General features: G+C 60.8%; 15 protein-coding genes. 5 read left to right on the top strand and 10 right to left on the bottom strand.

Going from position 1 to position 24,038, the window contains the following annotated elements; all coding sequences use genetic code 11:
* The first annotated feature begins 57 nt into the window (after positions 1-57).
* From PLO63_02650 to PLO63_02670, 5 genes are all read left to right on the top strand, one after another.
* The gene (locus tag PLO63_02650) at positions 58-6,606 is read left to right on the top strand and encodes an autotransporter domain-containing protein (protein ID HOI73025.1); all 6,549 of its coding nucleotides are present in this window, start codon (positions 58-60) and stop codon (positions 6,604-6,606) included.
* 51 nt (positions 6,607-6,657) lie between these two features.
* Entirely contained in the window at positions 6,658-7,233 is a 576-nt protein-coding gene (locus PLO63_02655; protein ID HOI73026.1) for a flavin reductase family protein, read from the top strand.
* A gap of 81 nt (positions 7,234-7,314) precedes the next feature.
* On the top strand, positions 7,315-8,013 hold the full coding sequence (locus PLO63_02660; GenBank protein HOI73027.1) for an aspartate/glutamate racemase family protein: 699 nt from the start codon (positions 7,315-7,317) through the stop codon (positions 8,011-8,013).
* A 207-nt stretch (positions 8,014-8,220) separates the two neighbouring features.
* The gene (locus PLO63_02665) at positions 8,221-9,624 is read left to right on the top strand and encodes an NCS2 family permease (GenBank protein HOI73028.1); all 1,404 of its coding nucleotides are present in this window, start codon (positions 8,221-8,223) and stop codon (positions 9,622-9,624) included.
* A gap of 37 nt (positions 9,625-9,661) precedes the next feature.
* Positions 9,662-11,182: an ABC transporter substrate-binding protein gene (locus PLO63_02670; GenBank protein ID HOI73029.1), complete on the top strand. Its 1,521-nt coding sequence runs from the start codon at positions 9,662-9,664 to the stop codon at positions 11,180-11,182.
* A 163-nt stretch (positions 11,183-11,345) separates the two neighbouring features.
* Here the strand turns inward: PLO63_02670 and PLO63_02675 are convergent, their stop codons facing one another.
* The 10 genes from PLO63_02675 to PLO63_02720 form a co-directional block, all read right to left on the bottom strand.
* On the bottom strand, positions 11,346-12,221 hold the full coding sequence (locus PLO63_02675) for a lysophospholipid acyltransferase family protein (protein HOI73030.1): 876 nt from the start codon (positions 12,219-12,221) through the stop codon (positions 11,346-11,348).
* The gene (locus tag PLO63_02680; GenBank protein HOI73031.1) at positions 12,218-15,307 is read right to left on the bottom strand and encodes a methyltransferase domain-containing protein; all 3,090 of its coding nucleotides are present in this window, start codon (positions 15,305-15,307) and stop codon (positions 12,218-12,220) included. The genes PLO63_02675 and PLO63_02680 overlap by 4 nt, the downstream gene beginning before the upstream one ends.
* Positions 15,304-15,921 carry an AMIN domain-containing protein gene (locus PLO63_02685; protein HOI73032.1) on the bottom strand — a complete coding sequence of 206 codons (618 nt, stop codon included), beginning with the start codon at positions 15,919-15,921 and terminating at the stop codon, positions 15,304-15,306. Before PLO63_02685 ends, PLO63_02680 begins: the two co-directional genes overlap by 4 nt.
* A gap of 62 nt (positions 15,922-15,983) precedes the next feature.
* Complete coding sequence (gene aat, locus PLO63_02690) at positions 15,984-16,718, bottom strand: leucyl/phenylalanyl-tRNA--protein transferase (protein HOI73033.1); 735 nt, start codon at positions 16,716-16,718, stop codon at positions 15,984-15,986.
* A gap of 3 nt (positions 16,719-16,721) precedes the next feature.
* Positions 16,722-19,010, bottom strand: coding sequence for an ATP-dependent Clp protease ATP-binding subunit ClpA (clpA, locus tag PLO63_02695; GenBank protein HOI73034.1), 2,289 nt, complete (start codon positions 19,008-19,010; stop codon positions 16,722-16,724).
* 32 nt (positions 19,011-19,042) lie between these two features.
* Entirely contained in the window at positions 19,043-19,366 is a 324-nt protein-coding gene (clpS, locus tag PLO63_02700; GenBank protein ID HOI73035.1) for an ATP-dependent Clp protease adapter ClpS, read from the bottom strand.
* A 120-nt stretch (positions 19,367-19,486) separates the two neighbouring features.
* On the bottom strand, positions 19,487-20,260 hold the full coding sequence (locus PLO63_02705) for a glycosyltransferase family 2 protein (protein HOI73036.1): 774 nt from the start codon (positions 20,258-20,260) through the stop codon (positions 19,487-19,489).
* Positions 20,247-21,977, bottom strand: coding sequence for a DegV family protein (locus PLO63_02710; protein ID HOI73037.1), 1,731 nt, complete (start codon positions 21,975-21,977; stop codon positions 20,247-20,249). The genes PLO63_02705 and PLO63_02710 overlap by 14 nt, the downstream gene beginning before the upstream one ends.
* Positions 21,978-21,985: 8 nt before the next feature.
* Positions 21,986-22,405 carry a thioesterase family protein gene (locus PLO63_02715; protein HOI73038.1) on the bottom strand — a complete coding sequence of 140 codons (420 nt, stop codon included), beginning with the start codon at positions 22,403-22,405 and terminating at the stop codon, positions 21,986-21,988.
* Between the two features lie 26 nt (positions 22,406-22,431).
* Complete coding sequence (locus PLO63_02720) at positions 22,432-23,925, bottom strand: aromatic amino acid ammonia-lyase (GenBank protein HOI73039.1); 1,494 nt, start codon at positions 23,923-23,925, stop codon at positions 22,432-22,434.
* Positions 23,926-24,038: the final 113 nt, after the last annotated feature.

Raw genomic sequence — 24,038 nt, forward strand, 5'->3', positions numbered from 1 at the left:
GGAGCAATCATTCGAACGATTCAAAAAAACAATAAGAGGGACATATTCGAGGCTGACATGGAAATGAGAAAAAAAATCAATAGAAGAAATTATTTATTCATATTTTCAATTTTGCTCGCATTCCTCCTTTTTGTGCAGCCTGCTTGGTCAAGATGTCCCGGTGTAGGTGAAGTTAGCTCGGTCGTCATTATCGACGGAGACGATGTTTGTTTAAATGGGGTCTCTGCAAATAACCCTCTGCAAGCTGATATATATGGGAAAATCATTACCTCAGAAGGGCAGGCTGTCGTAAATAATAGTCATGATGATTATACAACAGTTACTGTTCGGGAGACTGGCAATCTCTCGACATCTTATGAAAAGTCTTCATGGATATTTGCTACAGTTGAAACACATAATAGTGCTGAAATTATTAATCTTGGATCTATCTCCAGCGATAATAATGCCGGTATCCGTGTGCGCGGTGGTCAAGCACTTGTCACAAACAATGGATACCTATTTGGAGGACAATATGGAATCATGGCAGATGACAAAACAGCCAGTCATAATATTCGAAATGAAGTGTCTTCCGGCACCACAGTAACGAACACGATCAAAGGAGGTGTTGCGGGCATCCTGATTCCGAACGGCGATGTCATAAATGGCAAGGATGCTAAGATTATGGGTGGTGAGTCCGGAATCGAGGTTCAAGGTGGCGGGGAAAAGGTCAAGATCGAAAATACTGGAGGAGATATCACTGGTGGTAAGAACGGAATTAAAGTCAATGAAGGAAGGGGAAACGTCACGGTTGAAAATACTGGAGGCAATATCACTGGTAGTGATTACGGAATCAAGGTTGAAGGAAGTGGGGGAGGCGTCACGGTCGACAATACGGGGACGATTGAAGGTAAAAATGCGGACGGCATCAGGCTTGAAGGGACCGGATCGACCGTCAACAACAAGGCGGGGGGAACGATCAAGGGAGGAGAAGTCGGTATATCGGTAGTTGAAACGGCTACAATTACCAATGAGAGTGGTGCGACGATTCAAGGGACAAAGACGGGTGTTCGATACGAGCAATACAATACGTTCACAAACGATGGCAAGGTAGAAGGTACAGAGGAGGGGGGCATAGCCTTTGGAAAAGGTGGCGAACTCATCAACAATGAAACGGGTGAAGTAACCGGTAACACGTATGCAGTATATACTGGGACCTATAATGATGATCCGACAAGTCAAACCGAAAAACTCATTGTAACCAATTCTGGTACCCTTTCAGCAACCGGTCCGAATGGAATTGGACTGGTGATCGGCAACACCGAGTCAGACATCACCAACAAATCGCGAGGAAAAATAAAGGGCACAAAGTACGGTGTTTATGTCCTGGAGAACGGTAAACTGAAGAACGAAGCAGGTGCGACGATTATCGGTGGCACAGCAGGCATTAAATTTGAGAAAAGCAGCACATTTACGAACAGCGGCAAGATCGGTGTCATTGACGAAAAGACATACGTGGCTTCCGGCACGAACGGCATTGAGTTTGCGAAAGGCGGGTCGTTTACGAATGAAGCCACCGGTTCCGTGGTTGGCATTGAAGACGGGGTGAACTCCATTGGTGACACAACGGTCATCAATAAAGGCACCATAACGGGGCAAACGCAATCAGGCGTTTATATCAAGGGCACCGGGGTGGTGGAAAACCAGGGAAAAATCACGGGCGGGGAATACGGTGTGCTCGTTCGTGGAGATTTGATCTTAACGAATGAAGGGACCATCAGAGGCGGCACAACGGGAGTTGAGGCCAATGGTGGTGATATTACGAACAGCGGGACAATTGATGGCGGGTCTACTGGTATTAATATCCTCAGTTCAAGCACAGGGAACATGGAGATTACCAATTATGGGACAATTACCGGCGAGACGTGGTACGGAATTAATGCCACGCATAACGGATCCACCACAATCACAAATTCTAGGACAATCGAAGGAGCGATTCGAGGCATCAATATAAATAGCGGTAAAGTTATAAACAAAGCAGGTGCCAAGATCAAGGGCGGCGAGAACGGCATTCTTGTTTTTAAGAGTGCGACCATCGAGAACTCCGGGACCATCCGCGGCGAGACGCAGAACGGCATCTATCTTGATAAAAACGGGACCGTCAACAATCGGGCGGGGGGATTGATTTGGGGAGATACATCGAATGGCATATGGGCGAGGGGTGCGAGCACGATCACCAATGCCGCAGGCGCAACGATCCACGGGCAAACCACGGGGGTCCTGTACTCGCAAAACAACACGTTCACAAATGACGGCAAAATTGAGGGCATCACTGGTAACGGTGTTGAATTCCAGGACGGCGGGACATTCACCAACAACACCACCGGTGAAGTGACTGGTGGAAAGTATGGGGTGGCGACGACCGGCGGTACAATCACAAACGACGGGATTATTAAAGGTGGTCAAAACGGTATTTATACAGGCTGGGAAAGCACTGCGAACCTGGAAATCGTCAATCGGGGGACAATTTCGGGTCAGACGTGGTACGGGATTGAGGCCGCGCATAAAGGGGAAGCCCAGATTACAAATTGGAAGGATATATACGGCAAGGTACGGGGCGTCGATATAAATAACGGCAAAGTCATAAACAAGGCAGGTGCCAAGATCACGGGTGACGAGAACGGCATTCGTGTTTATAAGGGAGCCAACATTGAGAACTATGGGACCATCAGCGGTGGGACGCAGAACGGTATCTATCTTGACGAAAACGGGACCGTCATCAATCGGGCGGGGGGATTAATAGAAGGAAAAACATATAACGGCATATGGGCAAGGGGTACGAGCACGATCACCAATGCCGCAGGCGCAACAATCCGCGGGCAAATCACAGGGCTTTTGTATTCGCAATACAATACATTCACAAACGACGGAAAGGTTGAGGGCGTCACAGGAAACGGCATCGAATTCCAGAACGGCGGTGAATTCACCAACAACGCCACCGGTGAAGTAACCGGTGGAAAGTATGGGGTGGCAACGACCGGTGGCAAGATCACGAACTACGGTAACATTGAGGGCGGAGATGCCGGGGTCGCGATGGGCGGCGGCACACTGTTAAACAACAATCTGATTTCCAGCAAGGGCACAGGCGTTCTAGCCGGGGCAGCTACTGTCGATAACAACGGAACCATTACCGGTGATGAGACCGGTGTTTCGATCAGCGGTGGCACACTTACGAATGACAATATAATTTTTGGAGGGATCACGGGTGTTTTAAGCAGCGGTGGTAACGATACAAACAACAGCATGATTTCCGGTGGTGAAACGGGTGTTGTGGTTATCGGGGCTGCTACTTTCGATAATTACGGAACAATTGGAGAAATCGTCCAGGACGGGGAAGTCACACAGACAGCTTTGAATGGTGTTGAGATATATAATGCCAATGCAACCGTAACCAATAAAGGCTGGGTGACGAAAGAAGGGAAAGTAAAAGGCGGCACGATAAAAGGGAAAAAATACGGCGTCCATCTCAAAAATAACAGCACGTTGACCAACGAGAAAGGAGCAACCGTCAGTGGCGGTGTGAATGGGATTGAGATTGAATATGGTAACGTTAAAAACTACGGAGATATCCAGGGAGGTACGGGTTCAGCCATTCATGTGGCCAGCGGCGGCTATGGCAAGCTTTATAATTATACCGGCGGTAAGGTAACAGGGGGGACATCCGGTTCAGCCGTCCAGGTGGACAAGGATGCGTATGTCTATGTTGAGAACCAGGAGGGTGCAGAAATAAAGGCGGAAGGCAAGGCGATTGACCTCCTGGACGGGGGAAAGGGCGACATCAAGAACAGCGGAGAGATCGAGGGGACCGGGACGGAGGGAACCGGGATCCATGTGGGCAAGGCTACGGATGCGGACGGCAATCTGGTACTTTCGGCGGTTGTGACGAATGAGGTCAAGGGGACGATCAGCGGCGGCAAGGACGGTATGCTGATAGACGGCCTGGGTGTAATTTACAACTATGGGGAGATGAACGGTGGTACGGGTTCAACCATTCATGTGGCCGGCGGCGGTCATGGCGAGCTTGTCAATTATGCCGGCGGTAAGGTTACAGGGGGGACGTCCGGTGCAGCCGTCCAGGTAGACAAGGACGCGTATGCCTATATTGAGAATCATGAAAAGGGAGAGATCAAGGGAGAGACGGCGATCGACATCAAGGATGGGGGATCGGGCGATGTTGTGAATATCGGTACGATCGAGGGGACCGGGACAGAGGGAACCGGGATCCATGTAGGGAAGACGACGGATGCGAACGGCAATCTGGTACTATCTGCGACCATAAGGAATGGGACCACGGGTACGATCAATGGCAGCAAGGACGGCATGCTGATAGACGGCCTGGGTTTAATTTTCAACGATGGGGAGATGAACGGTGGTACGGGTTCAGCCATTCATGTGGCCGGCGGCGGTCATGGCGAGCTTGTCAATTATGCCGGCGGCAAAGTTACGGGAGGTACGTCCGGTTCAGCCGTCCAGGTGGACAAGGACGGGTATGCATACATTCTGAACCGGGAGAACGCAGAGATAAAAGGGAGCGAGTCTGTCATCGATGTTAAGGGGGCGAGCGACATTGAAAACAGCGGCACGATTCAGCAGGAGAGCAAATCCGGTGCCGGTGCCCCGAGTTCCATATCGGATAGCCGCATCATTGAAATCGATGGGACCGTCAGAGCCGCCATCGGCGGCAACAATGCAGGTACAGTCACCATCCTCAACAAGACATTGGGCACCATCAAGGGAGAAAGCGGAATCTTCCTGACCGGTACCGGCAACGACACGCTCGACAATTACGGTACGATCATCGGCACCGGCGGCACGGCCGTCAACATGGGGGGCGGCAATGACACGGTCATCATGCGTTCGGGATCCCGGGTCACGGGTAACATGGACGGCGGAGCCGGGACCGATTCCATCCTGTTCGAAGGATCCGGGGAAGTTGTGGGTGGCACGGCCCTCGAATTTGAAAACATCACAAAGACAGGTTCCGGGACGTGGACTGTCAACGACGACCTCCACAGTGGAAAGAACATATCCATCTATGGCGGCCGCACCAGTATCCTGAAGGTCAATGGTGATTATACTCAGGATGCCGATTCGATCTTTATTGTGGAGTTCGTGGACGGGTATACGGGAAAGATCCACGCCACGACGGCACACCTCAATGGCGGCCTGGTCGTGGCCCTCGGGTACATCCGGGAAGGCGTCCATACGATCCTGGAAACGGACAAAGGCGTGACGGGTACGTTTACCGGGCTCGGAGAACCGGGTGTGGAGCATAAACTCGGCCGTTATATTTCGTATGTGCTTCTCTATGACGACAAAAACGCAGCCATTTCCTACTTCTGGCGGTCCAGGCACTTCGCGGAAGACGCCATGACCCGCAATGAGAAGGCCGTCGCCTATTATCTGGACGGCATTTACAACAACCTTACCGGGGATCTGGCCAACAACGTCTTCCGGGAGCTGATCAAGATGGACGATCCCGTGCTCTTCCGCTCCGCCCTCAACCAGATGGGAGGGGCGAGCCATACGGCCTTTGTCACCGTCGATAAGGACCGCCAGAGCCATTATTACCGGAGCCTCCTCCGGCGCGAGGCGGACCTTCCGTTCAAGACGACAGCGGACGAAAAGCTCCAAAGTTTCCTGGGACAGACCGCAACCACGGATGTCGACCAGATTTCCAGTGCCCTCGCTGCCGCCGCCGCTCCCCTGGCTCATATCGCTGGCGGGATGGGGCTTCCATGGAGCGTCTGGGGCAAGAGCTATGCAACGAAAGGTGAACGCCGGGGAGACGACATTGCATCGCGGTACGATTACTGGATGGGGGGCGCTTTGTTCGGGATGGATTATCGGCCGCTGCCGGAGCTTCGGCTTGGCGTCTCCATCGGGTATTCGAAGACGGACATGACGATGAAGGACCTTCAGGACAACGGCCAGGAAGACAGCTTCCAGAGTTCGCTGTATGCGTCTTACACCCAGGACCGCTGGTATGTCGATGTCGCCCTTACCCAGGCCCGCAACAACTACACCATGAGCCGCTCCATTGACTTTGGTGAAATCTCGCGGACGGCCGAGAGCAGTTACGACGGGTACGAGTTTTCGGGTTATGCCGAGGCGGGCTACAGGCTGCAATCACGAGGCTTCCAGATCATGCCGGTTGTATCCTGTCAGGCCCTCCGCCATCACCGGAACGGCTTCCGGGAGAGCGGTGCGGATTCCCTGAATCTGATCTCGGAAGGCGAAGATACGGAATCGTTGCAGACTTCCCTGGGCGTGAAGATCAGCAAGACGTTCAATGCCGGCGATAGGCTGACGTTAACGCCGGAATTCTCCGCCCGCTGGATCTATGAATTCGGCGATCCGGAGGCGCTCCTGAATGCCCGATTTACTGGTGCGTCGGCGGGCTCATTCACCGTGTACTCCGACAATGCCCGCCGGAGCAGCGCCGCCGCCACGTTGGGGGTCACCGGCGACATGGGAAAAAGCCTCGGCTTCTTCCTCCATTACGACGTCGAGCTGAGAGAGCGCCAGGCCAGCCACGCCGCGAGCGGTGGCCTGCGATACAGTTGGTAACTTATGAGAAAGTATTCCTGCTGCAATTTTTCCCATTGAGAAAGGTGGATCATGAAGAGAAACATCGGTCCCTGCGACATGTTTTTTCCCGTTCCCGCGGCCCTGATCGTAAGCGGAGAGGAGGAGCAGGCAAACATCGCCACCGTGGCCTGGATCGGAATCCTAAGTTCCGAGCCTCCCACAATCGGAATCTCCCTCCGAAAGGACCGCTATACCCTGCAATTGATCCGCAAGGGGCATGAGTTCAGCGTCAACATCCCTTCGGAAGACCTGTCGATTCAGGTCGATTACTGCGGAATCATCTCGGGGCGCGATGCCAACAAGTTCGAGGCAACCGGCTTCAAAACGGATGCCTCGCTTTACATCAGGCCGCCGCTGATTCGGGATTGTCCGTACAACCTGGAGTGCGTCGTGGTGGGAGAACAGGAGATCGGGGATTTTGTCCTGGTCATGGGAAAGATCGTTGCCAACCATATCGATGAGAATCTGCTGTCTCCGGAAGGCAAAGTGGAGATGGACGCCGTCAGGCCGCTGGTGTACTGCGCCGGTCCCAGGGAATACTGGAACCTGGGCTGCAAGCTGGACGATGCTTATTCGGTCGGGTTAATGATGGATATGGCTGAATAGAAGAGAGCGGAATAAGCACGATTGATGAGATGCTGTAAGGGGCGGAGAAAAGAATAAGGGCGACGAAAGGGAGGGAATGCATTGAAGACAATCGGTTTGATCGGGGGGATGAGCTGGGAATCGACCATTCCGTACTATCGGATCATCAACGAAACCGTGAGGGAGCGGCTGGGAGGACTGCACTCCGCCAAGGTCCTTCTCTATAGCGTTGATTTTCATGAAATCGAACGGCTGCAGCATGAAGGGAACTGGGACGAGGCCGGCGAAGTGCTGGCCGCAGCGGCACGCTCCCTCCAGAACGCCGGCGCCGGGATGATCGTTCTCTGCACGAACACGATGCATAAAGTGGCCGAGCGGATTCAGGACGCCACGGACATTCCCTTTCTTCACATCGCCGATCCCACGGCCGAGGAGGTCAAGCGCAGCGGATTCTGTACCGTGGGCCTGCTGGGAACCCGCTTCACGATGGAACAGGATTTCTACAAGGGGCGTCTTCTGGAGAGGCATAGCATCGAGGTCATCGTTCCGCATGAAGAGGACCGCGAGCTCGTGCACAGGGTCATCTTCGAGGAACTTTGCCTTGGGCGGATCCTCGAAAGCTCTCATTTGGAGTTTCGGCGCATCATCGGCGATCTCGCCGATCGGGGTGCCCAGGGAATCATTCTCGGCTGCACCGAGATCCAGATGCTTGTCAGCCAGCGAGACTCGGACGTCCGCATCTTCGACACCACTGCCATCCATGCGCGCGGAGCGGTGGAATGGGCGCTGGCGGACTGCTGAACATGCCTGTCTCTGTATATTATACGCCCTTTGGTACGGCGGCCTGCGTCTTGTGATCCGGATTCCGAACAATCCGGCCGCCGGTTGATTTCTACTGCATTCCGGAACGGTTCTTCTTAGGCAACCCACAGTTCTTCTTCCATATCTGGCTGCAAGGATGTATAGTCCGCATCACATTTCATACCTCCGATCCGGAGCGCCCATTCCATGAAAGAGTTTTTTCGATTCGAGGAGCGCGGAACAAACCTGCGGACCGAGCTTTCCGCAGGAGTCACCACGTTTCTGACGATGGCCTACATCATCTTCGTGAATCCCGGCATTCTCTCCGCCGCCGGGGTTCCCTTCGCCGGCGCCGCAACCGCCACAGCCCTGGGCGCGGCCTTGATGTGCATCTGCATGGGCCTGGTGACGAACCGGCCGCTGGCCCTTGCCTCGGGAATGGGGTTGAACGCCGTCATCGCCTTTGGCGTCATCGGTTTCCAGCAGGCCAATGTTCCCTGGCAGGTGGGAATGTCGGTGATCTTCCTGGAAGGCGTCCTGATTCTGATCCTGGTCCTTTCGGGGCTCCGGGAAGCGGTGATGAACGCCATCCCGCTGGATCTCAAGCGGGCCATCGGCGTGGGCATCGGCCTCTTCATCACCATCATCGGGCTGAACGGGGGCGGGATCATCCGCCCGGCACCGGTCACGCTTGTTGCCCTGGGCGACCTTTCCCAGAAGTATGTATGGGTCTCCTTCATCGGCCTCTTCGCCGTCCTGATCTTCAGGACGATCGGGATCAGGAGCTATATCCTGTTCGGAATCCTGGCTGCGACGCTGGCGGCGCTGTTCCTGGGCGTGGCAAAACCTCCGTCCGGAATCGTGGGGCCGCTCGATTTCCAGACGTTCTTTGCGCCCTTTCAGGCGATCGACGGCACGTACGCCGTTATCCGGGTGTTTACTCCCGCCCTCCTGGTTATGGTATTCGCCGTATTGCTGACGGACTTTTTCGACACCATGGGAACCGTCGTTGCGGTGGGAGAGCAGGCGGAATTTGTGGACAGGGAAGGCCGGATTCCCGGAATCCGGGGCATCCTGACCGTGGACTCCGTGGCGGCTCTCACGGGTGGGCTTTTCGGGGCCAGTTCCATCACGACGTATGTCGAGTCTGCGGCCGGTGCCGCCGAGGGAGGGCGGACCGGCCTGACGGCGATCGTGGTCGGCGTCCTTTTCGCGTTCGCGGCCTTCTTTTCGCCGATCATTCAGATGGTCGGCGGCGGCTTTGCGATTCCCAGCGCCCAGCAGTACGGCCTGCTGGTCGGCACCGGCGCCACCGTTCCGGCGGGCGACTATCACCTTTATCCGATCACCGCGGGCGCCCTGATCGTCGTCGGGTTCCTCATGATGGGGATAGTCCGGGAGATTCAATGGGGCAGCTTTGAAGATGCCTTCCCGGCATTTCTCATCATGATTGGAATCCCGTTGACCTATAACATCAGCTATGGAATCGGATTCGGGTTCATCAGCTACACGCTGCTCAAGATCGTCCGCGGCCGGTATCGCGACGTCCCGCCCCTTCTCTATGTCATCAGTGCCGCGTTTGTGATCGCCTTTGCATTGCCGTTTGTTTGATCGGCCTGAAACATCATTTCATTCAAGGAGGTATGGCATGAAACTGCTCAGAATGGTCGTTCTTTTCGTGTCCTTGTTGCTGCTCGTCATGCCGACCGGCGCCGGTGCCGCGGCGGGGAAGATTGTCGTCGCCCAGGGTGTGGACGTATCGAGCCTCGACCCCCAGAAGGCGGGGACGTCCGTCGATCTGAACTACTGCTCCGCCGTATTCGACGGACTCCTGCGGAGAACGGGGAAAGACGGGATGAAACCCAACCTGGCGGAGAGTTATCGGAACGTCGATCCGACGACCTGGGAATTCAAGATCCGCAAGGGCGTCTTCTTCCACAACGGAGATCCGCTGACGGCTGCCGACGTCGCCTTCAGCTTCAGAAGGACGAAGAAGGAGAGCAACCCCTTTAAAATGTTCTTTACGGGCCTGAAGGATGTGATCGCCGTGGATCCCTACACGGTTCGCATCGTCACGGCGAATCCCGATCCGATCCTGCCGAAACGGATGGCCTGTGTCGCGTATGTCGTACCCGAAAAATACATTCGCGAAAAAGGGGAGGCGAATTTTGCACTGCATCCCGTCGGTACGGGCCGCTACAAATTCGTGAAGCGCGTGGTCGGACAATTCGTTGAGCTGGAGGCGAACGATCGCTACTGGGGACCGAAACCGGCAACAGTCAAGACGCTCGTGTTCAAAGCCGTTCCCGATCAGGACAAGCGCGTGGAGGATCTGAAAAAGGGACGGGTGCAGGTCGCGGTCGGCGTTCCGCCCCGCGCTGTTCCCGATCTGCAGAAGAACTCCGAAGTGAAGGTAATCTCCGGTCCGAGCGGCAGGGTGGTGTTTATTGGTTTCAACCTGCTGAAGCCGGACGGCAGCCCGATTTCGGACAAACGGGTCCGCCAGGCCATCAGCCATGCCATCGACAGGGAGTCACTCATCAAGATAACTCTCCATGGCAGCGGCGTACCCCTGGCCACGCCCCTGGTCCCCTCCGTCGACGGGTATGATCCCTCCATCCCGCCGATTCCCTATGATCCGGCAAAGGCCCGGAAACTCCTGGCGGAGGCGGGTTATCCGAACGGATTTGAAATCACGCTGGCCACGCCCTCCGGACGCTACATCCACGACCGGCAGGTTGCCGAAGCGGTTGTCGGGATGCTGGACAGGGTCGGCATCAGCGTAAGCGTCAAGCTGTATGATTGGGCCGCCTATCAGCAGGCTCTGATGAGCCGCAAGCTGGAACCCTTGTATCTGCTTGGGTGGGGCAACCCGCTTTATGACGCCGACGGTGTGCTGATTCCGCTCCTGTCAACCGGCACCCGCGTTTCCCACTATTCCAATCCGGAACTGGACAGGCTGCTGCAGGCGGCGCGCTTCGAGATGGATCCGCAAAAGAGGCAGTCCCTTTACCGCGAGAGCCTTCTTACGATTCGCGACGATGTCCCGGGGATCTATCTTTATGAAGAGGTCGCGCGTTACGGCCTGAGCCGGAACGTGGGCAATTTCCCCGCACCGGAAGGAAGCGAGCGGAAGGACCTCGACATGCTGGAACTGAAGAGCAAGTAAAGATCGGGGCTTGTCCCCGGGTCTTTTGGCGTATGTTCCTTTCTGCCGATTAAGGCGGTGCCGGCCCGACCTCTCCGTCTTGAGGGCGCTCCCGGCCTTCCCATGGTCCCGGCCGCGGGCGCCCTCATCCCGCTTTCCCACCCGTAGCCTTCCCGTCCTCCCGTTACTCCTCCCCCAGGAAATCCTCGAAATGGTACCACTGATCCGGGTGGCTGCGGGCCTCCTCCTCCAGGATCCGTGCGTAGGTCTGGGCGGAGCGGCGGACGACTTCGTCCCTGTCCTTCCTTGAAACGGCTTTCACGGTCCAGGGCGTGCTGACCCGGATGCGGTAGCGGCCTCTGGCCTCGCGATAGACGAAGAAGGGCAGGATCGGCGCCCCTGACAGGAGGGAGAAGAGGTGAGGCGTCTCGGGAAGAAGGGCTTCGTGGCCGGCGAAGGCGACCGCGACGGACCGCTGGCTTTCGTGCCAGAGGCGGTCCCCCGTCATGGAGACCAGTCCGCCCTCCCGGAGGAAACGGATCGCCTCGACGAGGTCGAATGGCGAGGCGGCGTCGGGAGAGGCCGTCACGAGCCGCACGCCCCGCTCCGACAGGCTCTGCTTCTGCATCCGCTCGATCTGCTCCCGGTGCTTCTCCCCCACGTAGAGGAGAAGCTTCATCCCCTTGCCTTTCAGGAGATGGGCCGAGATCTCCCAGTTTCCCAGGTGTGACATGAGCAGAACGCCTCCCCGTCCGGACGCGATGGCCTCTTCCAGGTAATGAAACCCTTCGCTTTCGTAGGGGATATTTCCACGCTCTTGGAACAGGAAGCGATCCAGAAAGACGGACGTGAAGTTCTGGTACTGGCGCCAGGTCAGAAAGATGGCGTGAAGAAGACCCCGCCCCGGAAAGAGGATCCGGTAAAAACGGGCACTCCGGGCGACCCGCCGGGGGAAGAAGAGAAAGTAGCCGGCGGCGATGAACCAGGCGAAAAACCGGAACACCCAGGGGCCGGCGTGGCGCGTGAGGGTTGTAAGGTACCGGTAGGCGGCCGCCTTCATGGTTCGTATTCCCGGGGTTTCCGGGCAATGAACCACCAGACCTCGCGGTCCGGCGACATGGGCTCCGGCGGTTCGAGGCGCAGTCCCGCGTCCTCGACGGCCCTCCGGACCTCTTCCGTGGAACGGAACCATGCCCGGCCGCCCTGCCATTTCAGTCGCCCCTCCTCGAACCGGCGCTCCGGCGAGGGGGTCGGAAAGGCTGGGATGATGGCCCGGAGGACGAGGATGCCCCCCGGCTCCATGACCGCTGAAATCCGGGAAAGGGTCAGGCGGAGTTCCCCGTCGTCCAGCATATGGATCACGTCGAGGAGGAGCGTCGCGTCGACCGGAGCGGGGACAAAGGGCAGGTCCGGGGCCTTTCCCACGGCCATTCTGCCCCGGTCGCCGACAGCCCGGGCGGCGACCCGGACCCGGTCGGGATCGGGATCGATGCCGAACACCCGGGCATCCGGATGGATCTCCAGGAGCCAGGACGACGGGATGCCGTATCCGCAGCCGACGTCCAGGATCGTCCGGGGACCGGGGACGAAGGAAGCCAGGCGCGGGAACATGGGATCCATCCGCAGCTTGAAGAACACGAAAGCCCGCACGTATCCCTCGACCCGGCGATAGCGGGCGAGCACGCGCCGGGCGTGATCTTCCGATCCGGCCTCGACGGCCTCTTCAGGAAGGGCGGCCGGCCGGTAGAGCCGCCGGAGAAGCGGCGGCACGATGGCGGTTGTCCCGAGGAAGGAATAGCCGATACCCAGGGCAAGGGCAATTCCGGCGCTGCTCAGCATCGCGTGGCTTGCCAGGGCCAGGACGCCGAATCCCAGAAACGTGGTGGCGAAGGAAAGCAGGACCGAAAGGCGGACAAGCGCCATCGAGGGATGCTTTCCATCGAGGTATCGTTGCTGGGAGCGGACGATGTACATGGCGTAATCGGTTCCCATCCCGATGATGACGGCGGATACCATGATCGTCGGGATGCCCGGAGGCTTTCCGATCAGGTGGAGGGTTCCCAGGGTACAGACGAGCGAGAAGGCCGTCGGCGCCAGTGTGATGAGGGTCAGCCGGAGGTCCAGGAGATACAGCGCCGCCACCAGGAGGGTCAGAAGGCCGACAATGAGCGCCACCCGGAGAAAGCCGTCCAGGATAACCTCGCCGAGGCGTTCCGTGAAGACGCCCGGGTCAAACAGCCGGGCCAGGCCGGAAGAGTGAAGGCGTTCAAAGAAGTCTCCTCCCCGGTAGGTGGGGCCGGGAAGAACCGTGACGAACTGGCGCCAGGGGCCCGCTCCCGCGGACGGTGCGATTCCCAGGAGACCGTAGAGCGAGGTCGGGATCTCCACGGCACTTCCCGCGGCCGTTTCCAGGCGATGCAGGAATGGATCGAAGGATTGGGGACGAAAGCCCTCCGCTATCGCCGCCTCTGCCAGCCTGCGCTTGCAGGACGACCTTCGCTCCGCCGTCCAGAAGGCCTTCCAGGCCAGCCGGTTCGCCGCGGCCCGTTCCGGCCCGGGGAAGGCCATGGAAGCCACGAACGCCGCCGACAGGACTCCCTTCTCGATGTCCTCGTCCAGCAGGGCCGTCAGGCGGTCACCCTTCTCCCGCAATTCCCCATAGGAATTCCCTTCAGACAGCAGGTAGACCCGGTTCAGGATGTCGCCCCAGGCCTGCTTCACCTCCTCTTCCGCGGCGAGGGTCTCGGGCCGGACGGTGTTGAGGGACTTCAGGTCCACCTGGAAATCGGGTCGGGCAAACGGAAGGAGAGCCAGGCAAAGGACCACGGCCGCCCAGGGCTTCCAGGTGGGATCGGCGGAGAACAGCCTCTCGGAGAGACGCCGGAGCCAGGGGGTTCCATCCCGGCCGGCCGGGGGCACGACGGGGAAGAGGAATGGATAGACCAGGTGGACGAAGGCGAAGGTAAAAACGACGCCCAGGGCGGCGAAGGCACCGAGCTGGGCCAGGGCCGGGAACCCGCTCAGGAACAGGAAGGCGAAGCTCACCGTCGTCGTCAGCATTGCCAGGAGCCCCAGGGACCAGACCTCCCGTGTCGTGTCGAGCCCCCGGGTCTCGCGGGTCCGGTCGAGAAACAGGAGATAGGTGATCCCGTAATCAACGGTAAAGGAGATGATAGCGCCGCCAAAGCCGATGGCGAGGACGGAGATGGAGGACCGGAAGAGGGACAGGACGAAATAGGCCAGGGCCGTTCCCATCAAAGCGGGAAACAGGGCGAGCAGTCCCAGGAGAGGGCGGGGGAATCCGATCAGCAGAAGGACGGCCACTGCCACAGTGGAAAAGACCATGGCCCGGCGGGTGTCCGTTTTGGCGGCGTTTTCATTGTCCAGGGCGGCCCGGTAGGCCCCGACGGGGGTCAGGACGAGCCGGGGCGCTCCCGTCCAGGTCCGGTTCAGTTCCTTCTGGATGTCCGTGAAGAGGCGGTCCACTTGCCTGGCGAAGTCCGTGGCGGTGGCCGATGTCTTTGGCTCCGCGACGATAAGACAGCGGCTGCTGTCGGCGGAGAGCAGGACGTCACCCGCCGGCCGGGCGCCCCTCGCCGGTTCCAGGTGTGCCATCCGGCCGAGAATGAGGAAGCGCAGTCCAAGCGGATCCGAGGCCAGCCAGCGGGCCTGGCCGATGCCCTCCAGGCCCTGGATCAGCAGGGCCTGCCTGTGGACCGCGTCACGGACGGACGGCCCCTCCAGGAGCGGGGCCACGTTCCGTCGGAGATCCCGCTCCGAGAAAAGGAAAGGCAGGTTTTCCACGATCCCGTCCACCAGCTCCGGGAAAGCCCCCACTTCCGCGTCCAGTCCGACCCGGTGAAAGAGCCCGCTGTCCCTCATTTTTTTAACGACGAGAGCTCCCCCCTCCTGGAGCGCCCGGGGATCCACCGGGTCGCAGCGCAGATCCGCAACGATGCGGTCCTGCATGGGATGGCTTTTCAGGACGGCCCCGGCATCCGCCAGGACGGGGTCTCCGGCGGGGAGGGCGTTGAGGATATCCGTGTCCACGCCCATGCGGGTCTTCCCGACCAGGAAGAGGGCCGCCACGACGATCACGACGGCCAGGGCAAGACTCCAGCGCAGAATGGGAGGGGATTTCTTCATGGGCGGACGGCGGAGCGGGGTTTTTTCGGCTCGATTTCCAGGAGGAACCGGTTCTCCTTCCGGTACTGGATCGGCCGGACGATGTAATCCCTGTGCGGCACCAGTTCAACGGCCGCCCTGATGGACCCGGAAGCCGGGTCGTGGCTGATCCGGACCTGGCGGACCAGGGGACCCTTGCCGTCCTGCTGGGCCGGCACGCCCGGGTCGATGGAGGCGTTGGGGACGTCGAAATAGATCCGGGGCTTCTCTCCCGGAATCGTCCTGAGAACGGGCCGGTGGGGACGGCTGAACGTGAAGGAGACCCGTTCCCGCCCCTTTGGGTCCGCCTCGCACCCGACGCTCTTCAGGAGAAGGGGGGCGGCTTTTGGCCTGTCTCCCGGGGGGCCGCCCTTTCCCGGAGTGGATTTCTTCGGTGCCTCTTTCTGCGTGTCTGCCCGGGTGGTCTGCGCCGGCAGTTTCGTATGTCCCGTTTTCATAGACGGCGGACCGTCCTCGGCGGAGACCGGCGCGCTGCCCGGCGGTTTGACCGCCTCCGGGGCGGTTCGTCCGGGTTCGCCGAAGGCCTGGCCGGCCGCGAACAGAAAAAGGATCAGGAAAAGGCTGATGCGGTTCATGGACCGGAAACCCCTTCGGAATGCGGCGGGATCTTTTCCGGAAGCCCGCTCCCGCCGGCCGGCTACCGGGAAGCCCGGGAATCTTTCTCGATCGGGCTTTCCGGTTCCGGGTCGTTCATCAGGAGCCCCCAGTTCCCCCGGATGGTCTCCCGCTCCTGCCCTTTCCGGAGAAGCTCCAGGAAGTGGTTGCGGGGAATGAAGCGGGCTCCGAGGCTTCCCAGGTGGGCCGTATGGACCTGGCAGTCCACGAGAAGAAAACCGAGTTTCCGGAGGCGCCGGACCAGGGTGATGAGGGCGACCTTGGAGGCGTTGCTCATCCCCGAAAACATGGACTCCCCGAAGAAGCACCCCCCGAGGGATACGCCGTAGAGACCTCCCGCCAGTGTGTCCCCATACCAGACCTCCACGGAGTGGGCAAGACCGGATTGGTGAAGCTCCCGGTAGGCATCCCGCATTTCCGGGGTGATCCAGGTTTCCGGACTGCCGGGGCGGGGCTTCCGGCAGGAGTCGATGACGGAGGCGAACGCGGCGTCGAAGGTGACCCGGAAGAGATTCTTCTTGAGGAGCTGACGCATGCTTCGCGACACCTTCAGTTCGTCCGGGAAGAGAACAAACCGGGGGTGCGGGGACCACCAGAGAACCGGCTCGCCGGGACCGTACCAGGGAAAGATCCCGAGCCGGTAGGCCTCGACGAGTCGGGATGCCGAGAGGTCGCCGCCGACGGCCAGGAGACCCGAAGGGTCGGCCAGCTGGACCGGCGGAAAGACGGGCTCCCGGGGAAGCTGGAAGACCGGCATGGGTTATCCCGGGACCTCCTCCAGGACCCGGATCACCACGTCGTCGCCTTCGAGGTCCGCCAGGGCCGACCCGCCCTTCTGCAGGCGGCCGAACAGTACCTCGTCGACGAAGAAATGCTTGATCTTGTCCTGGACGAGCCGGCCGATCTCCCGGGCGCCGAACTCCGGGGAATATCCGCGGCGGGCCAGTTCCTCGTAGCAGCGCTCCGTCACGTCCAGGGTGACGCCCTTTTCCTTGAGCTGGTCGACGAATTCGCCCACGGTCTTCTTGACGATCGAGAGGACGATGTCCGGGGAAAGGCTTTCAAAGTGTACGATTGCGTCCAGGCGGTTCCGGAACTCGGGAGAGAAGGTCTTCTCCACGGCGGCCGACACGGCGTCCTTGTTGACGGACCGGCTTTCGAAACCGATGACGGACCGCCCGATCTGGCGTGCCCCGGCGTTGGAGGTCATGATCAGGATCACGTTCCGGAAGTCCGCCTTCCGGCCGGCGTTGTCCGTCAGGGTGGCGTAGTCCATGACCTGGAGCAGGGTGTTGAAGACGTCCGCGTGGGCCTTTTCGATCTCGTCCAGCAGGAGGACCGCGTGAGGCTCCTTGCGGACCGCCTCCGTCAGGAGACCGCCCTCTTCGTACCCCACGTAGCCGGGGGGGGCGCCGATGAGGCGGGCCACCGTGTGCTTCTCCTGGTACTCGCTCATGTCGTACCGGTGGAGCGGCACGCCGAGAATGGCCGCCAGCTGCCTGGCCAGCTCCGTTTTGCCCACCCCCGTGGGGCCCACGAACAGGAAGGAGGCAACGGGCTTCTGGGGCTCCCGGAATCCCGCCCGGGCGCGCTTGATCGCTTCCGCGACGGCGGTGACGGCGCCGTCCTGGCCGAAGATCTGCTTTTTCAGGTCCGGAATCAGGGCGCGCAGCTTTTCCGCGTCGGAGGAAGAGACGTTCTTTTCGGGAATCCTGGCCATCCGGGCCACGATGCCCTCGACGGCCGGGCGGTCGATGGTGCAGGAGGCCTCTTCCTCGTCCCGGGTCATGGCCGCGCAGGCGCCTGCCTCGTCCAGGACGTCGATGGCCTTGTCCGGAAGGTGCCGGTCGTTGATGTAGCGGGCCGCCAGCTCGGATGCCGCCTGGAGGGCCTCTTCCGTGTAGGACACCTGGTGGTAGAGCTCGTAGCGCTCCCGGAGGCCCTTCAGGATCTCCAGGGTTTCCTGGCTCGTGGGCTCCGGGACGTCGATTTTCTGGAACCGGCGGGACAGCGCACCGTCCTTCTCGAAATGCTTCCGGTACTCGTCATAGGTCGTGGAGCCGATGCAGCGGATCTTGCCCGACACCAGGGCCGGCTTGAGGATGTTTGAGGCGTCCATGGAGCCGCCGGAGACCGCGCCGGCACCCACAATGGTGTGGATCTCGTCGATGAACAGGATGACTTTGTCCACCTTTTCGAGCTCGGCGATGATCTTTTTCATGCGCTCTTCGAAATCGCCCCGGAAACGGGTCCCCGCCAGGATGGCGCCCATGTCGAGCGCGTAGATCTTCGATCCCCTGAGCCGCTTCGGAACCTTCCCCTCGACGATGAGGCGCGCCAGGCCCTCGGTGATGGCCGTCTTGCCGACACCCGGATCGCCGACATGGACGGGATTGTTCTTGAAGCGCCGGCAGAGAACCTGCATCGTCCGGGTGAGGATGTCCTCCCGGCCGATGAGGGGATCGATCTCCCCTGCCTTTGCCTTGGCGGTGAGGTCCGTTGTGAAGGCGCTCAGGACCTTTGTTCCCTCCGCCTCTTTTTCCTTTTCCTTCCCCGGAACGGCCTTCCGGATTTCCTGGTCCCGGGTCCGCCGGCCCAGGGGCTCCTCCTGGCTCACCGTCGGGATGACGCGGATGCCGTGGGAGATGTAATTCAGGAGGCTCAGGCGGGTGATTCCCTCGCGCTGCAGGAAATAGGCGGCGAATGACTCGGGCTCGCTTAGCATGGAGACCAGGACGTCCCCCAGCTCGATCACGTCCTTCTGGGCGGAGAAGGTATGCCGCACCGCCCGCTCCATGAGGCGGTGAAACCCCAGGGACTGGAGGGGATCGGATTCCGTCACCACGGGGTTCGTGTCCCGGAGATGCTTCTCCAGGGCGCCCTTGAGGCGCTCGACGTTGCCGCCGCTCTGCTCGATGATGTCCCGGCCCTCCTCGAAGAAGAGGCAGGCGTACAGGACGTGCTCTGGGGTGAGGAACTCGTGCCCCCTGGTCTTCGCTTCCGTATAGGCCGCCACGATGATGGCGTTCAGGTCTTCACTGATCTGCATAATACCGTCCTTCCGCCGGGGGATCGCCCCGGTCAGGCCTCCTCCATGCTGCAGCGGAGGGGGAATTCCCTCTCCTTGGCCATGGAATGAACGAGGGATACCTTGGAGGAGGCGATGTCATAGGTATACACCCCGCAGATGCCCTTCCCCTTGCGATGGACATCCAGCATGATCCGCGTCGCTTCCGCCGCGGGTTTGTGGAAAACGGAAATCAGGACCTCCACGACAAAGTCCATGGTGGTGTAGTGGTCGTTGTGGAGGATCACCCGGTACATTCGAGGCTCCCGGAGGTCCACCTCGTCTTCCACGTCGATTTCTTCCCCGGGCCGGGGCGGTTCTGCCGGATAATTCGTCATGTGTGTCAGGCCGTTCCCTTTTCCCTGTCATTGACCGTCGCGATGGAATCGCATCCAGGGTGATAATATAAACAACCGGGTGGGAAATTCAAGCTTTCCCGGGGGAGGAATCGCGGCGGTTCAGTTGGACATGCGCGACCGGAGGGAGCGGGGGATCAGGAGCCGCTGAATGATGAGAGAGGAGAATGTTCCGGAATTCCTCATGAAATCGACAAACGGCCGGTAGTGGGAAACCCGCTGGTCTCCCGGCGGATAGGTCACCCGGACAGGAACTTCCAGGATCGGGATGCCCCGCCATCGCGCCCGCACCAGAACCTCCACCTCGAACTGAAAACGCCGGGCCCGCACGCCCAAGGTCAGGGTTTCGGGCAGGGGATAGAGTCGGAAGCCGCTCTGGGTGTCCGCCACGGGAGGCCCCCCGGAGGCCCGCACCCAGAAATTCGAGAATGTCCGGCCGAAACGGCTTGTCCAGGGAACTTCCCGGGCGTCCATGCCATGGCGGTTTCCCACGACGATGGGTCGCTGGCCCGCGGGGACCGCTCCCAGGAGGAGGGGGATGTCCGCCGGATCGTGCTGGCCGTCGGCGTCGATCGTGACCGCCCGATCGGAGAAGCGGGCGGCCTCCTTCAGCCCGGTGAGCATGGCGGCTCCCTTGCCCCGGTTTTCCTGGTGGTGGAGGACGGTGATGTCCGCGATGGAAGACAGGACCTTCCGGGTGTCGTCGGTGGAGCCGTCGTTGACGGCGATCACCGGATATCCCTGGTCCAGAACCCTCCGGGCGACCGAAGCGACGGTCGAGGCGTGGTTGTAGACGGGAATGACGACGGGCGTACGGTTCTTCCCGGGTGTCGGGGCAGGCATGGCGGCCTCCCTTGCGGCTTTACCGCTCGTCATGTCCGGTTGCTTCCTTGCGGAGGAAGGCCACGGCCCAGGTCTCCGGCCCCATGTGGGCGGCGGAGGTTCTTGAGAGGGGCTCGATCATGATTTCCACGGAGGGAAAACGCGAGTGGATCAGGGGCAGGATCTCCGCCTCCAGCCAGGGGCGGTTGTCCGAGTGCTCCAGGAGCACCGTGCCGGCTCCCGACGGGGCGAGCCCAGTCTCCAGTTTTTCCAGGATGTAGCGGACCTGGTCCTTCCGGTTCCGGACCACGCCGACCTTTCTGGCCCCGTCTGGCAGGGGGCTGATAACGGGCTTCATGTTCAGCATGTCCCCGAAAAAGGCGCTTCCTTTCGACAGCCGCCCCCCCGCGGCGAGCCACTTCAGGCGGTCCAGGAAGATGTACTCTTCCGTCCGGACCGCGGCGTCCTGGGCAAAGGCCACCACGGCCTCCGGATCGGCCGCCCGGGAGGCGAACCGGGCCGTCTCGACGGCCATCAGGCCCAATCGTCCCGATGCGGCGCCGGTGTCGATCACGGTGAGGCGGTCGTCCGGGTCGTTTTTACGCTTCCATTCCATGGCCGTTTCATAATTGCCGGTGAAGACGGATCCGACGCAGAGATAAAGAACCCGCCCGAAGCGGCTGACGATGCTCTCGTAGCTCTGCTGCCGCTCGAGAACGGATGCCTGGGAGGTGGAAACTTTTTCGCCCCGCCGCATGGCCTCGAAAAGTTCGTCCGGCGAAATCAGGGTTTCCGGAAGGCAGCGTTCTCCCACGGTGAGGTAGCTGTCCAGGAGCGTGATGCCCAGTTTCCGGGCGAGCTCCCGGGTCAGCGAGCCCGCGGCGTCGGTCATGATGTGAATCAGCGTGTCCGCCGCGGCCACTCCGAAGTCGATCGTCTGCCGGGTCAGGTCGTCGACGGACCATCGGACGACCGGGGCGATGCGCTCGATGTCCCTCCGCAGGGAGACGGCGTCGTCGGTGTGCAGGTGAACCTTCAGGTAGTCCCGCTCGCGGATCATGACCACGCTCCGGCCGGCCGAGGCCAGCCGGTTGTAGGTTTCCTCCGGGTCGTCCGTTCCCTGGAGAACCAGGTCCACGCACCATCCCCCTTCGTCGGGTCCAGACGCGGTCCGGCGGACCCGCAGCTGCTCCCCGAAGGCCTCGGTGACCGGCCGGATGCCCGAGATGGAATTTCCCAGTGCCGGGAAAAAACCTTCAAAAAACAGGTACATGCCGAGTGCACCCGCGTCGACCACACCGGCTTCCCGGAGCTTCGGCTGCTGCTCCACGGTGTTCCGGACGACGTCCTGAAGCCGGTCCATCAGCCTGCGGCACCACCCCGGATCGGTCTCTTTGGAGGCGGCCCGCAGACCCTCCTCCAGGGCCTCGAAAAAGGTCAGCATGGTTCCGGGTTTGGGTTCCCGCACGGCGCCGCGGGCCTGGTCGGTTCCACGGGCGACCGCGGCGGCCAGCGACACCATGTCCTCCGCCGGGAGAAGGCGGCTGAAAAAGCGGGCTGCGATGTTGCCCGAGTTGCCCCGGGCGGAAAGGAGGAGATCGCGGTTGAGGGCGTCCCGCTCCCGCTCCGGAAAGCGCAGTGGCGCCAGGCTGAGGACGAGATTTCGTCCCGTATCTCCGTCCGCCACGGGGAAGACGTTGATGTCGTCCAGGAGGTCGGACCAGGCGGTCACCCGCTCCACACCGGCAGCAAGGGCCTTGTTCAAATCCATGATGCTCCTCAGAAACCCAGGGCCTGGCGGATTTCGTCGGGGATGGAGAAGAGGATTTCCATCTCCGGCGCCTTCACCGCCACCTGCTCCGTCCGGCCGCGGGTGCAGACCTGGCCGTCCGCCGCCAGGCGGATCTCGAAGTCGAAGACGAGCTTGAAGCGGGCCTCTTGGACGGTGGCCCGGCAGACGAATTCATCCTGGTAGCGGAGCGGGAGGATATGTTTCGTGGAAGTCCGGATGATGGGAAAGACGATGCCGGTGCGTTTGTAGATCTCGTAGAGGTCGATACCGCGGGAGCCCAGCAGGGCGACGCGGGCGTCCTCGAAATAGTTCATGTAGTTGCCGTGCCAGACCACCTGGATGGGGTCCAGGTCGTAGAAGGGGACCCGGCGGGTGATCTCGAAGCGGACAGGCTCTTTGCTTTCCATGGGGTTTCCTTGCCCTCCCGGGGGAATTATGCCGGCGGGGCGGAGCGGGCGATGAAGGCGGCTGCGGCCTCGATGTCCCGGTCCATTTCCCGGTCTTCCAGAATGGCCGGGGAGAGGCGGCGGACCGCACGGACCCACCGGGCCAGCCGGGGCCGGATGTTCGTGCCGCCGCGGATCTCGCAGGCCTGGACCGCCGCCAGGAGGTGGATGGCCGCCGCCCGCTCGGCGAGGGTGCAGACCCGCTCGGCGTCGCGGGCCGCGATTGTGCCCATGCTCACCTTGTCCTGGTTGTTCGACTCCGTCGGCCGGGAGAAGGAGCCCGCCGGCATGGTCAGTTTCAGGGCCTCCGCCGCCAGGGCCGAAATGGAGAGGGACAGGGCCTTGAAGCCGTGGCGGAGCAGGCTTTCGCGCCCGTTGGCCCGGACCAGGTCCGCCGGCAGGCCTCGATTGGTATGGGGGTCCACCAGAAGGGCCACTTGCCGGTCCGACAGGTCCGCCACCGAGGCGACAGCCGTCTTGAGGGCGTCCGCGGCGAAGGCGATGTGGCCGCCGTAGAAGTTGCCGCTCATGACGGGGGGACCGCCGGCAGGATCGAAAATCGGGTTGTCGTTGGCGCTGTTGGCCTCGATTTCGATCCAGGGAACGACCCAGGCCAGGGCGTCGGCCAGGACGCCGGCCACCTGCGGGACACAGCGGACCGAGTAGGGGTCCTGGAGGGTCTCCGGTGCGTCCGCTTCCCCGGGCGATGTGCCGGCCTTCGTCTCCAGGAGCTCCCGGAGACGCCGGGCCACCTCGACCTGGCCGGGATGGGGCTTCGCCTCCCCCGCGGCGGGGTGGAAATGGGAGGACTTGCCGCGGATGGCGTGCACCGTGAGTGCCGTCGCCGCGACCACGGCATCGAGGATCCGCCGGGCCCGGTCGGCCGCCAGGACGGCGATGCCCGTCATGGTGGCGGTGCCGTTCATCAGGGACAGGGCCTCCTTGGACTCGAAGGCATACGGAGGGAGCCCGGCTTCCTGGATCGCCCGGGCGGCGGGCATCCGGACGCCGCGGTAAAAAACCTCCCGCTCGCCGATCAGGGCGGCGGCGACGTACGACATGGGCGTGAGGTCTCCCGAGGCCCCGACAGAGCCTTCACAGGGGACGACCGGTGTGATCCCCTCGTTCAGGAAGCGGGCCATCCGCTCCAGGAGCGCCACCGATACCCCCGAGTATCCCCGGGCCAGGCCGATCATGCGGCATAGCATCGCCGCTCGCGTCGCCTCGATCCCGATGGGCTCGCCGGTACCGCAGCCGTGAAAATACAGGGGGCTGCTGCCGCCGTTCTTCAGGACCTCCTGCCGGGAGAGACGCTTTCCGCAGGAGCGGCCGAATCCCGTGGTGACCCCGTAAACCGGGACATTGTCCCGAATCGCGTCCGCCAGCAGGCGGCGGGACCGCTCCATGGTCCGGCGAAAATCCCTCCCCGCTCCGATCCGGACCTCCCGGCCGTCCACGGCGACCGCCACGATGTCTTCCATCGGAACCGGTTGTCCGTCGATGATGAGGGGTTTTTTTAATTTTTTCGAATGGTTTGTCATTGTTTCACAGGCCCGCGTCCAGGCGCGGCGAAGGGGTTTCTTACCGGATGGGG

Source organism: Syntrophales bacterium (assembly GCA_035363115.1).
Classification (GTDB): domain Bacteria; phylum Desulfobacterota; class Syntrophia; order Syntrophales; family PHBD01; genus PHBD01.